This window comes from Streptomyces chilikensis, from assembly GCF_001642695.1.
Classification (GTDB): Bacteria; Actinomycetota; Actinomycetes; order Streptomycetales; family Streptomycetaceae; genus Streptomyces; species Streptomyces chilikensis.
In genome coordinates, this window is sequence record NZ_LWCC02000005.1 from 4141924 (window position 1) to 4153217 (window position 11294).

Genomic DNA, 11294 nt, shown 5'->3' on the forward strand with positions numbered 1-11294 from the left:
GGTGAGCCGCCGACGCGGGAGGCGCCCGCCCGCGCGCACCCGCCCGTGCCCGCGTCGCCCGCGCGCGGCCTCCCGCGTGCGGCGGGGGACGCGGGCAACGGAGCACGGTCCCGCGCGTCCGGCGGGGAGGACGCGGGCACCGCGCCCGCCCCGCCGGACGCCGTCAGCCGAGAACGGCCGCAATGTGCGGCGGAACCTCCGTGCCGGGGGCGAGCAGGGCGTCCGGGAGCGGGGCCTCGTAGCCCTTGCGCAGGGGGAGGACGCCGGCCCAGTGGGGGAGCGCCAGGTCCTCGGGCTCGTCGTTGACGCCGCCGGTGCGGATCTTGGCGGAGACCTCGGTGAGGTCCAGCCGCACCACCGCGGTGGCGGCCAGTTCCTTCCGGTCGGCCGGACGGCACTCCCGCGAACGGCCCGGGACCACGTGGTCGACCAGGGCGTCCAGCGCCGCGCTCCGCTCCTCGGGGTCGGTGACCTGGTACGCCGTGCCGAGCACCACGACCGAGCGGTAGTTGACCGAGTGGTGGAACGCCGAGCGGGCCAGCACCACGCCGTCGACGTGGGTGACCGTCACGCAGACCCGCGTGCCCGGCTCCTCGCCGTCCGTCGCGCCCGCCATCCGCATCGGACGCGAGCCGGTGGAGCCGTGGAGGTAGAGGCGTTCGCCGACCCGCGCGTAGATGGTGGGCAGCACGATTGGAGCGCCGTCGCGGACGAAGCCCAGGTGGCAGACCCAGCCCTCGTCGAGGATCGAGTGCACCACGTCCTTGTCGTACGAGGCGCGCTGAGCCGAGCGGGTCGGGACGGTGCGCTCGGTAGGCGTGTACTGGGCCCCCTGCATGGCGTTCTCCATTGCACTAGTGCATAATATTGTTTGTGCTAGGAGAATATCGGATCACAGGTCGTCGCGCCATGGAGATCGCCTCCGACGTGGAGCGCGCGGTGGGCGCCGGGAGACTCGAACCGGGTCGGCAGCTGCCGCCCATGCGGGAGCTGGCGCGGACGCTGGGGGTGAATCCGAACACCGTGGCGTCCGCGTACCGGATCCTGCGCGAGCGCGGGGTGATCGAGACGGCGGGGCGCAAGGGCAGCAGGGTGCGGCCGCGGCCCGCCACCACCGGACGCGCCGAGATCCTGGTCCAGGTGCCGGCGGGGGTGCGCGACGTCTCCAGGGGCAACCCGGACACGGCGCTGCTGCCGCCGCTGGCGTCCGCCTTCGCGGCCGCCGCCGCGCGGGCGGACGGGGCGCCGGTGCTCTACGGGGACGACCCCCTCGACCCCGACCTGGCGCGGATCGCCCGCGCGGACCTCGACGCGGAAGGGGTGCCCGACGGCCCGCTCACCGTCACCTCCGGGTCGCTCGACGCCATGGAGCGGGTGCTGGGCGCCCACCTCCGTCCCGGGGACGCGGTCGCGGTGGAGGACCCCGGGTGGGGGAGCGTGTTCGACCTGCTCCCGGCGCTCGGGCTGCGGGCCGTGCCCGTCGGGGTGGACGACGAGGGGCCGCTGCCGGACGCCGTGCGGCGGGCGCTGGAGGGCGGGGCCCGCGCCCTGGTGGTGACCGCCCGGGCGCAGAACCCCACCGGAGCGGCGGTGGGCGCCGGCCGGGCCGGGGAGCTGCGGGAGGTGCTGGGCCGGCACCCCGGGACCCTGCTGATCGAGGACGACCACGGGTACGGCATGGTCGACCTGCCGCTGCACCCGCTGGCCGGGGCCACCCGCTCGTGGGCGTTCGTCCGCTCGGTGGCCAAGGCGTACGGGCCCGACCTGCGCCTCGCGGTGCTCACCGGGGACGCGGTCACCGTCGACCGGGTCCGCGGCCGGCAGCGGCTGGGGCCGGGGTGGGTGAGCCGGGTGACGCAACGGGCGGTGGTGGAACTGTGGACCGGCGGGGCCGTCGACCGGGCCGCCGTCGCGGAGTCCTACGGGCGGCGGCGCCGGGCGCTGATCGCGGAACTCGGGCGGCGCGGCGTACCGGCGCACGGGCGCAGCGGGGTGAACGTGTGGATTCCGGTGTCCGACGAGACCGGGGCGGTCGCGGCGCTGCTCCAGGCGGGGTGGGCGGTGGCGCCGGGGGCGCGGTTCCGGAGGGACAGCGGCCCGGCGATCCGGGTGACGGTCTCGACGCTCGCCGAGGGCGACATGGCGGAACTCGCGGAGACGACGGCCCGGGCGCTGAGGGGCGGCCCGGCGCGGCGGCACGTCTGACCGGGGCCCGCGGGGTGCGGCCGGGGCCCTCGTAGCATCGCCGTCATGATGAACCTGGAACGCCTGCGGGTCCTGGACGCGCTGGCGCGGCACGGGTCCGTGGGGGGTGCCGCCGAGGCGCTGCACGTGACCACCTCGGCGGTCTCGCAGCAGCTGGCCAAGCTGGAGCGGGAGGCCGGCGAGCGGCTGCTCGCCCGGCACGGCCGCGGGGTGCGGCTCACCGACGCGGGCCTGCTGCTGGCCGGGCACGCGGCGCGGATCCTGGCGCAGGCGGAACGCGCGCGGGCGGACCTGGAGGCGCGGCGCGGGGCCGTGGCGGGCGAGCTGCGGGTGGCGGCCTTCCCGACCGCCGCCCGGGGCCTGCTGCCCGGGGCGCTCGCGGCACTGCGGGCGGAGCACCCGGCGCTGCGGGTGCGGTCCTGGGAGGTCGACCCGGCGGCGGCCGTGCCGGGCGTGGCGCGCGGGGACCACGACCTCGCCGTGGTCCTCGACTGGCACGACCGTCCGCTGGCCGTCCCGGAGGGTCTGCGGACCGCCCCCCTCCTCGACGACCCCGCCGAGGCGGCGCTCCCGGCCGGGCACCGGCTGGCGGGGGAGGCGGAGATCGACCTCGCCGACCTGGGCGGGGAGGAGTGGATCACCTGGGGCGCGGGGGAGTTCTGCCACGAGTGGCTGCTGGCCACGCTGCGGGCCCGGGGGGTCGAGCCGGAGCTCGCCCACCGGGCCCCGGAGACGCACACCCAGCTCGCCCTGGTGGCGGCCGGTCTGGGCGTGTGCGTGGTGCCCGCGCTGGGACGGGAACCGGTCCCGCACGGGGTGGTGACGGTGCCGCTGCGGCCACGGGTGTCCCGCCACGTCTACGCGGTGTGGCGGCAGGACGCGGACCGGCGGCCGGCGATCGGCGCGGTGGTCGGGGCCCTGCGCGCGCGGGGCGGGGCCGGAGGGGGCCGGGGTCCGTCCCGCGGCCCACGCGCCTGATCCGCAGGACGGGCCCCGAGCGCGCCCGCCCCCGGCCGGTCAGCCCCGCGGGATCTTGCGGAAGTCCCAGGAGACCACGGTCTCCGGCGTGAGGCGGATCCAGGCGTGCCGGTGGTCGTGGGGCAGCGCCTCCAGGCCGAAGTACTTGCGGGCGAACAGGGTCTCCACCGGCTCGAGTTCGGGGCACGGCTCACCGGTGCGGGGAATCTCGCCGACGAACTCGGCGGTGCCGGACAGCTCCGCGCCGCGCAGCTCCCCGTACTCCTCACCGGAATCGACCACCACGGCCACCCGGGGGTCCTTGCGCAGGTCGGCCCAACGGCGGCTGCGCGTCAGGGAGTAGAGCCAGAGCGAGAAGCCGTCCCAGACGAACCAGAGGGCACTGACGTGCGGGGCTCCGTCCGGTGAGACGGTGGCCGCACGGCAGGTGCGCCCGGTCGAGAGGAACGCGTCCAGTTCCTCCGCGGTCATCATGATCTTCCGGCCCCGCCGCTGCTCCGCCGCCATGTGCTGCCTTCCCTGGGTTCCTCGCCGGCACGCCGCCGACCAGCACACTCTCACCCCGGCCCCGGCCGGGGACAAGGGGCAGGGGGGAGGTCCCTCCGGCGCCGGGCGGCCCCCGCCCCGGAGGGCGGCCCGCCGACCGGCCCTCGCCGATGGGGCCGGTCGGCCCGCCCCGGAGGTCCTGAGGCCCACGCGCCCGGACTCCCCTCCGCGGCAGGCTGACGTCAGACGCCGACCCAGGAGACAGAGCCATGACCCGCACCATCATCGCCGCGATCGACGGTTCCCCGGCGAGCCGTGCCGCCGCCGGCTGGGCCGCCCGCGAGGCGGAACTGCGCGCGCTGCCGCTGAAGCTCGTCCAGGTGTGGGAGCCGCTGCCCGACCGCCTGGCCGCCGCCACCGCCTCCGACCCGACGACCATCGAGCACTGGAGCGGCAAGGTCCTGCGCTCGGTCGCGGAGGAGATTGCCGCGCGCCACCCCGGCCTGGAGCTGACCCGGGAACTGATCGCCGGCCGGCCGGCCGAGGTCCTGCCCGGGGCGGCGGCCGGGGCCGAACTGCTGGTGCTCGGCTCACGCGGGCTGGGCAGGCTGGGCGGGTTCCTGGTCGGCTCGGTCGGACAGGCCGTGGTCGCCGCCGCCCGCACACCGGTGGTCCTGGTGCGGGCGGGGGAGAAGGCCGCGGACGAGCACCTGCCGGCGGCCGGGAACGGAACGGCCCCCGCCTTCCGCCCCGTCGTCCTGGGCGTCGACACCGACGAGCCGAACGACGCCGTCATCGCGTTCGCCTTCGAGGAGGCGGCCCGCCGTGGCGCCCCCCTGCACGTGGTGCAGAGCTGGATGCTGCCGCCGTACACGGTCCACGCGGTGGTCGCCTCGGCGGACCTGTACGACCTGTACGTGCGGGAGATGGCCGCGCTGCTGACCGAGAAGCTGGCGCCGTGGCGGGAGAAGCACCCCTCGGTGGAGGTGGTCGAGATCTCGCGCACCGGCGGCGCCGCCGACCACTTGCTGGACGCGGCGGCGGAGGCCTCCCTCGTCGTCGTCGGACGCCGGGAACGGCGCGCCCCGCTCGGCATCCACATCGGGCCGGTCACCCACGCGGTGATGCACCACGCCACCGTGCCCGTCGCGGTCGTCGCCCACGCCTGACGCCGCCGGAGGGCCGGTCCCGTCCCGCAGGTCCCGTCCCGCAGGGGACGGCCGGCCCGGCCGGCGAGGGACCGACGGCCCGCACCGGCCGGGCCGGGTGGCCCGCCGGAGACGGCCGGAAGGCCCTCGCGGGGCGGCGTGCGGGCCGTGAGGATCGACGCACACCCCCCTGAATTCCCGCACCGGGCGAAAGACGGAACGGACATGTACCGCAACGACGGATTCCGCGAGCTCGACCGCCGGGAGAGCCTGCGCCTGCTGGCGACCGCCGCCATCGGCCGGATCGTGCACACCCGGCAGGCGCTGCCCGCGGTGCTTCCGGTGAACTTCTGCCTGGACCACGACGGCGCGGTGGTGCTGCGCACCTCGGCGGCCTCCGAACTGGCCAGGGCCGTCGCCGGGACCGTCGTCGCGTTCGAGGCGGACGAGGTCGACCGGACGGCGGGGTCGGGCTGGAGCGTGGTCGTCACCGGCACCGCCGAGGTGGTGACCGACCCCGCGGAGCACCGGCGCCTGCTGGACGCGGGACCCCGCTCCTGGGTACCCGTGCCCGCGCGGCAGGAGGTCTTCGTCCGGATCCTGCCCGAGCTGGTCACCGGCCGGGAGGTGACCGGCGGCCGGGAGGCGGCCGGCGACCGCGCCCCGCGCACGGCCGGCCTCGGCTCCTGAGACGGATCCCCCTCCCTCGGCCCCCGCCCGATGGGCGACCCTGGAGGCCGGGGGCCCACCGGCCGGGGTCCCGGGGCCGTCCGGCCCTGTCGCCCCCCGGCCCGGGCCGGAGACGATCTCCGGCACGGGCCGGACCGGTCGGGCGGCGCCGTCGGCGGCGCGGCGGACCTGCGAGAAGGAGAACGATGGCGGACACCGGGCGGACCGGTGCGGAGGGCCCCGTCAGGGTCTTCCTGCTGGACGATCACGAAGTGGTGCGGCGGGGCGTGCGCGACCTGCTGGACGACGAGCCGGACATCACCGTGGTGGGTGAGGCGGGAACCGTCGAGCAGGCCCTGGTGCGCGTGCCGGCGCTGCGCCCGCAGGTCGCCGTGCTCGACGTGCGCCTGCCGGACGGCGACGGCGTGTCCGTCTGCCGGGAGCTGCGGTCGCGGATGCCGGACCTGGCCTGCCTGATGCTGACCTCGTTCGACGACGAGGAGGCCCTGCTGGACTCCATCATGGCCGGGGCCTCCGGCTACGTGCTCAAGCAGATCCAGGGCTCCGACCTGATCTCCGCCGTGCGGCTGGTCGCCCAGGGCAAGTCGCTGCTGGACCCCAGCGCCACCGCGAAGCTGATGGCCCGGCTGAGGGCCGGGGCCGACCCGGAGCCCGAGCCCGAGCCGCTGCCCGGCCTGACCGAGCGGGAGAGGGAGATCCTCGCCCTGGTCGGCGAGGGCCTGACCAACCGGCAGATCGGGCAGCGGCTCCACCTCGCGGAGAAGACCGTGAAGAACCACATCTCGCGGCTGCTGGCCAAGCTCGGCGTCGAACGCCGCATCCAGGCGGCGGTCATCGCCAGCCAGGTCCAGGACCGGCAGGGCCGCGAACGACACTGAAAGGCCGACGGTGGGCAGCTCCGACGCATCGCACCAGCAGCCGCGGACGCGGCTGCCCCAGCTCCAGCTCGACGAGCTGCTGCGGGAGGTCCAGGCACGGCTCGACCTCGCCCGGGGCACCAGGGACCGGGTGCACAGCCTCCTCGACGCGGTGCTCGCGGTCGGCAGGGAGCTCGACCTCCAGCAGGCGCTCCGCGGCATCGTGGAGGCCGCGGCGGTGCTGGTCGACGCGCGGTACGCGGCGCTCGGCGTGATCGGTCCGGACGGGCGGCGCCTGTCCGCCTTCCACACCGTCGGAGTGGGCGAGGACGGGACCTCGCGGATCGGCGCGCACCCCGAGGGCCACGGCATCCTGGGCGAACTGATCCGCGACCCGCGGCCCCTGCGGCTCACCAGGCTCTCCGACCACGCCTCCTCCTTCGGCCTGCCCGCGCACCACCCGCCGATGGACAGCTTCCTGGGCGTTCCGATCCGGGTGCGCGACCAGGTCTTCGGCAACCTGTACCTGACGGAGAAGCGGGGCGGAGCCCGGTTCGAGGAGGACGACGAGGCGGTGCTGTCCACGCTGGCCGTCGCGGCGGGGGTGGCGATCGACAACGCCCGCCTCTACGAGGAGTCCCGGCTGCGCGAGCGGTGGCTGCGCGCCAACGCCGAGGTCACCCACAGCCTGATGTCCGGCACCGGCCGCACCGAGGTGCTCCGGCTGGTGGCCGACCGGGCCCGCGAGATCACCGGCGCCGCCCGCGCCCTGGTCGCCGTCCCGGTCGACGGGGGCGAGACCCTCCGCGTCGAACTGGCCACCGGCGCCGACCCGGAGCGGTTCCACGGCGCCGAGACCAGACCCGGCAGCGGCCTGCTCGGCACCGCGTTCTCCTCCGCCGCACCGGTCACCAGCGAGGACGTCGCCCACGACGAGCGGCTCGCGACCTCCGCGGCGCGGGTCACCGGACTCGGTCCGGCCGTCGCCCTCCCCATAGGCACCGGCGACACCGGCGTCCGGGGCGTGGTGATGCTGGTGCGCGAGGCCGGGGATCCGGTCTACACGGAGAAGGAGACGGAGCCCCTGCGGGCGTTCGCCGCGCAGGCCGCGATCGCCATGGAGCTGGCCGACCGCCGCCACGACGCCGAGCGGGTGGCCGTGCTGCAGGACCGTGACCGCATCGCCCGCGACCTGCACGACCTGGCGATCCAGCGGCTGTTCGCCACCGGGATGACGCTGCAGAGCGCCGGCCGGTTCATCGAGCACCCGCGGGCCGCGGACCGGGTGGTGCGCGCGGTGGACGACCTGGACGAGACCATCAGGATCATCCGGTCCACCGTCCTCGGCCTGCGCCCCCACACCGGCGGAACCCCGTCCGGACTGCGGGCACGGGTCGTGCGGGTGGCCGGCCGGGCCGCCCCGGTGCTCGGGTTCGCGCCCGCCGTGCGGATGCAGGGCCTGGCCGATACCCATGTGTCCCCCCGGATCGCCGACCACGTGGTGGCCGTGCTCTCCGAGGCACTGACCAACGTCGCCCGGCACGCCCGCGCGAGCCGGGCCGACGTCTCGCTGGAGACCGACCGGCGGGCCGTGCGGCTCACCGTCACCGACGACGGCGTCGGCATGTCCCCCGGGGGCCGCCGCAGCGGGGTGCGCAACATGGCCGAACGGGCCGGACAGCTCGGCGGGACCATGGAGCTGGGCACCCCCGAGGACGGCGGAACCCGCCTGGAGTGGTGCGTACCGCTCGACGGCGACGGCGGCGACGACGACGGCGCGGGCTGACGGCTCCGCCGGCGCCGCGCCGCCGGTCACGGGGGACGGCCCCCGCACACCCCGCCGATCATGAAGGACGGCACCGTATAGCCTGGGCGGATGCTCAGCGAAGTCGCAGCCTCCCGCTTCGTCACGCCGTTGCGTGAGGGCGGGTCCATGCCCGGGCTGGTCGAGGCGGACGACCTCGGCCTCTACGTCCTCAAGTTCCGCGGGGCCGGCCAGGGCCGCAAGACGCTCACCGCCGAGGTGGTGTGCGGGGAACTGGCCCGGCGGCTCGGCCTGCGGATGCCCCGCCTGGTCGCCGTGGACCTCGATCCGGCGCTCGGACTCGGCGAGCCGGACCGCGAGGTCCAGGACCTGCTGCGCGGCAGCGGCGGGCTCAACCTCGGCATGGAGTTCCTCAGCGGCGCCGTCGGCTTCGACCCGACGGCGTTCGACGTCACCCCCGAGGAGGCCGGGCGGATCGTCTGGTTCGACGCCCTGGTCAACAACGTGGACCGGTCCTGGCGCAACCCCAACCTGCTCGTGCACCGGGGCGCGCTCTGGCTGATCGACAACGGCGCCACCATGATCTGGCACCACAACTGGCCCGGTGCCGAGGCCTCGGCGGCGCGCCCCTACGACGCCGCCGACCACGTGCTCGCCGGCTTCTCCCCGGACGTCGCCGCGGCCGCCGCCGCGCTGGCGCCGCTGGTGACCGCGGAACTCCTGGCCGAGGTCACGGCGGAGATCCCCGACGCCTGGCTGGCCGACGAACCCGGGTTCGACTCGCCCGACGCGCTCCGCCGCGCCTACGCCCGCCCGCTGCTGGCGCGCGCCGCCGCCGTCCACGAACGCATCGAGGGACTGAAGTGAGCCGGTACGCCGAACGACACGAACGGCACGAACGGCACGACGCCGACCGGCAGGTGTTCACCCGCAACGTCGTCGACCGCCGCGCCCGCGACCGGCAGGTCTACGAGTACGCGCTGCTGCGGGCGGTGCCGCGGGTGGAGCGGGGCGAGTGCGTCAACGTCGGCGTGCTGCTCTACTGCCGCGGCGAGCGGTTCGTCGCCGCCCGGACCCATCTGGACGAGGCCCGGCTGCTCGCCCTCGACCCGCGGGCCGACGTGGCCGCCGTGCGGGCCGCGCTGCGCGCGGTGGAGACCGTCTGCGCGGGCGGCGAGGCGGCCGGGCCGGCCGCCGCGGACGACGCCGGGAAGCGGTTCCGGTGGCTGGTCGCGCCCCGGTCCACCGTGCTCCAGCCCGGCCCCGTGCACACCGGTCTGACGGCCGATCCGGCGGCCGAGGCCGACCGGCTGCTGGAGCTCCTCGTCCGGTAGGCGCCCCTCGCGGTCACCCGGACCGGTCAGGTGGATCACATCGCGCGGTGGCCCGTTGACAGCGGGTGCCCGGCCTTCTAGCGTCACGTCCTGCCGAGGGTACTAAGCGGTCGCTCATGTGCGGGGCGTATCGTTCGGACCGAGGCCGCACCGCAGGACCACCGAAGGCGAACCAGGCTTTCCGAGGGCGAGGAGAAGCACCCATGTCCACCACTGAGCAGCGAGTCGCGGTAGTCACCGGCGGCGCGCGCGGCATCGGCGCCGCCACCGCCGTCCGGCTGGCCGCCGAGGGCCGCGCCGTCGCGGTCATCGACCTGGACGAGGCCAACTGCAAGGACGTCGTCGAGCAGATCACCGCGGCCGGCGGCAAGGCGATCGGCGTCGGCTGCGACGTCTCCGACGAGGCGCAGGTGGAGGCCGCCGTCGCCCGGATCGCCGAGGAGCTCGGCGCGCCCACCATCCTGGTCAACAACGCGGGCGTGCTCCGCGACAACCTGCTGTTCAAGATGAGCGCCCTGGACTGGGACACCGTCATGAACGTCCACCTCAAGGGTGCCTTCCTGATGGCCCGCGCCTGCCAGAAGCACATGGTGGACGCCAAGTTCGGCCGCATCGTCAACCTGTCCTCGTCGTCGGCGCTGGGCAACCGCGGCCAGGCCAACTACTCCGCCGCCAAGGCCGGTCTGCAGGGCTTCACCAAGACCCTCGCCAAGGAGCTCGGCAAGTTCGGCATCACGGCCAACGCCGTCGCCCCCGGCTTCATCGCCACCGAGATGACCAAGGCCACCGCCGAGCGCGTGGGCATGGACTTCGAGGAGTTCAAGAAGGGCGCCGCCTCGATGATCCCGGTCCAGCGGGTCGGCGTCCCCGAGGACATCGCCAACGCCGTCGCCTTCTTCACGGGCGAGCAGGCCGGCTTCGTCTCCGGCCAGGTCATGTACGTGGCCGGCGGCCCGCTCAACTGACACCGGACCGCACGGTACCGGGACACGGAGGTAACCCCACATGACCGAACTGCCCGAGCTCTCCGGCAAGGTCGCCGTCATCACCGGCGCCAGCCGGGGCATCGGCTTCGGCATCGCCGAGGCGTTCGTCGCCCGCGGCGACCGCGTCTGCATCACCGGACGCAACGAGGAGGCGCTGAAGGAGGCCGTCGAGCGCCTGGGCGCCGACCGCGCCATCGGCGTCGCCGGCAAGGCCCACGACCTGGGCCACCAGGACGCCGTCGTCGCCGCGACCATGGAGGCGTTCGGCCGGATCGACCACCTCGTCAACAACGCCGGCACCAACCCCGTCTTCGGGCCCATCGCCGACGTCGACCTGAACGTCGCGCGCAAGGTCTTCGAGACCAACGTGATCTCCGCGCTCGGCTTCGCCCAGAAGACCTGGGCCGCCTGGCAGCGGGACAACGGCGGCACCATCGTCAACATCGCCTCGGTCGCCGGCGTCCAGGCCTCGCCGTTCATCGGCCCCTACGGCATCAGCAAGGCCGCGATGATCAACCTGACCCTGCAGCTGGCGCACGAGTTCTCGCCGCGGGTCCGGGTCAACTCGATCTCGCCCGGCGTGATCAAGACCAAGTTCGCCGAGGCGCTGTACGAGAACCGCGAGGCCGAGGTGGCCGCCGGCTACCCGCTCGGCCGCCTCGGCGTGCCGGAGGACATCGGGGGCGCGGCCGCGTTCCTCACCTCGGACGCCTCCGGCTGGATCACCGGGCAGAACCTGGTGATCGAGGGCGGTCTCTTCCTGAACGCCGGTGTCGCCTGACCGGCACCGGAAGAGGGGCGCGGGCCCGGTGGACCGGCGGGAGACCGCCGTCACCGGGCCCGCG

Annotated in this window: 12 protein-coding genes; 10 read left to right on the forward strand and 2 right to left on the reverse strand. The window is 75.5% G+C overall.

What is annotated here, in order from left to right:
- Window positions 1-163: 163 nt before the first annotated feature.
- A complete protein-coding gene (locus A2U95_RS18540) occupies window positions 164-850 on the reverse strand; it encodes a pyridoxamine 5'-phosphate oxidase family protein (RefSeq protein ID WP_166023950.1) in 687 nt (228 codons plus the stop codon).
- Window positions 851-873: 23 nt separating this feature from the next.
- Here A2U95_RS18540 and A2U95_RS18545 point away from each other — a divergent pair, with 23 nt between their 5' ends.
- Window positions 874-2205, forward strand: a complete 1332-nt coding sequence (locus A2U95_RS18545) for an aminotransferase class I/II-fold pyridoxal phosphate-dependent enzyme (RefSeq protein WP_206282906.1) — start codon at window positions 874-876, stop codon at window positions 2203-2205.
- Between the two features lie 45 nt (window positions 2206-2250).
- A complete protein-coding gene (locus A2U95_RS18550; protein WP_166023952.1) occupies window positions 2251-3183 on the forward strand; it encodes a LysR family transcriptional regulator in 933 nt (310 codons plus the stop codon).
- 39 nt (window positions 3184-3222) lie between these two features.
- Here A2U95_RS18550 and A2U95_RS18555 read toward each other — a convergent pair whose 3' ends face one another.
- Window positions 3223-3690, reverse strand: a complete 468-nt coding sequence (locus A2U95_RS18555) for a pyridoxamine 5'-phosphate oxidase family protein (RefSeq protein WP_166023954.1) — start codon at window positions 3688-3690, stop codon at window positions 3223-3225.
- A gap of 248 nt (window positions 3691-3938) precedes the next feature.
- Between A2U95_RS18555 and A2U95_RS18560 the strand changes: the two genes are divergently transcribed.
- From A2U95_RS18560 to A2U95_RS18595, 8 genes are all read left to right on the forward strand, one after another.
- Window positions 3939-4838 carry a universal stress protein gene (locus A2U95_RS18560; RefSeq protein WP_166023956.1) on the forward strand — a complete coding sequence of 300 codons (900 nt, stop codon included), beginning with the start codon at window positions 3939-3941 and terminating at the stop codon, window positions 4836-4838.
- A 204-nt stretch (window positions 4839-5042) separates the two neighbouring features.
- Window positions 5043-5507 carry a pyridoxamine 5'-phosphate oxidase family protein gene (locus tag A2U95_RS18565; RefSeq protein WP_166023957.1) on the forward strand — a complete coding sequence of 155 codons (465 nt, stop codon included), beginning with the start codon at window positions 5043-5045 and terminating at the stop codon, window positions 5505-5507.
- A 185-nt stretch (window positions 5508-5692) separates the two neighbouring features.
- On the forward strand, window positions 5693-6385 hold the full coding sequence (locus A2U95_RS18570) for a response regulator (RefSeq protein ID WP_166023959.1): 693 nt from the start codon (window positions 5693-5695) through the stop codon (window positions 6383-6385).
- Between the two features lie 10 nt (window positions 6386-6395).
- Window positions 6396-8150: a sensor histidine kinase gene (locus tag A2U95_RS18575; RefSeq protein ID WP_166023961.1), complete on the forward strand. Its 1755-nt coding sequence runs from the start codon at window positions 6396-6398 to the stop codon at window positions 8148-8150.
- Between the two features lie 90 nt (window positions 8151-8240).
- Window positions 8241-8996: a HipA family kinase gene (locus A2U95_RS18580; protein ID WP_166023963.1), complete on the forward strand. Its 756-nt coding sequence runs from the start codon at window positions 8241-8243 to the stop codon at window positions 8994-8996.
- A gap of 53 nt (window positions 8997-9049) precedes the next feature.
- On the forward strand, window positions 9050-9463 hold the full coding sequence (locus A2U95_RS18585) for a DUF3037 domain-containing protein (RefSeq protein ID WP_166025368.1): 414 nt from the start codon (window positions 9050-9052) through the stop codon (window positions 9461-9463).
- Window positions 9464-9666: 203 nt separating this feature from the next.
- Entirely contained in the window at window positions 9667-10428 is a 762-nt protein-coding gene (fabG, locus tag A2U95_RS18590; RefSeq protein ID WP_166023965.1) for a 3-oxoacyl-ACP reductase FabG, read from the forward strand.
- Between the two features lie 40 nt (window positions 10429-10468).
- The gene (locus tag A2U95_RS18595; protein WP_166023967.1) at window positions 10469-11230 is read left to right on the forward strand and encodes an SDR family oxidoreductase; all 762 of its coding nucleotides are present in this window, start codon (window positions 10469-10471) and stop codon (window positions 11228-11230) included.
- Window positions 11231-11294: the final 64 nt, after the last annotated feature.

What these genes read in the sequence shown, in the direction of transcription:
- A2U95_RS18540 (WP_166023950.1), bottom strand. Translation starts at nt 850, where the DNA reads ATGGAGAACGCCATGCAGGGGGCCCAGTACACGCCTACCGAGCGCACC.
- A2U95_RS18550 (WP_166023952.1), top strand. Translation starts at nt 2,251, where the DNA reads ATGATGAACCTGGAACGCCTGCGGGTCCTGGACGCGCTGGCGCGGCAC.
- A2U95_RS18555 (WP_166023954.1), bottom strand. Translation starts at nt 3,690, where the DNA reads ATGGCGGCGGAGCAGCGGCGGGGCCGGAAGATCATGATGACCGCGGAG.
- A2U95_RS18560 (WP_166023956.1), top strand. Translation starts at nt 3,939, where the DNA reads ATGACCCGCACCATCATCGCCGCGATCGACGGTTCCCCGGCGAGCCGT.
- A2U95_RS18565 (WP_166023957.1), top strand. Translation starts at nt 5,043, where the DNA reads ATGTACCGCAACGACGGATTCCGCGAGCTCGACCGCCGGGAGAGCCTG.
- A2U95_RS18570 (WP_166023959.1), top strand. Translation starts at nt 5,693, where the DNA reads ATGGCGGACACCGGGCGGACCGGTGCGGAGGGCCCCGTCAGGGTCTTC.
- A2U95_RS18580 (WP_166023963.1), top strand. Translation starts at nt 8,241, where the DNA reads ATGCTCAGCGAAGTCGCAGCCTCCCGCTTCGTCACGCCGTTGCGTGAG.
- fabG (WP_166023965.1), top strand. Translation starts at nt 9,667, where the DNA reads ATGTCCACCACTGAGCAGCGAGTCGCGGTAGTCACCGGCGGCGCGCGC.
- A2U95_RS18595 (WP_166023967.1), top strand. Translation starts at nt 10,469, where the DNA reads ATGACCGAACTGCCCGAGCTCTCCGGCAAGGTCGCCGTCATCACCGGC.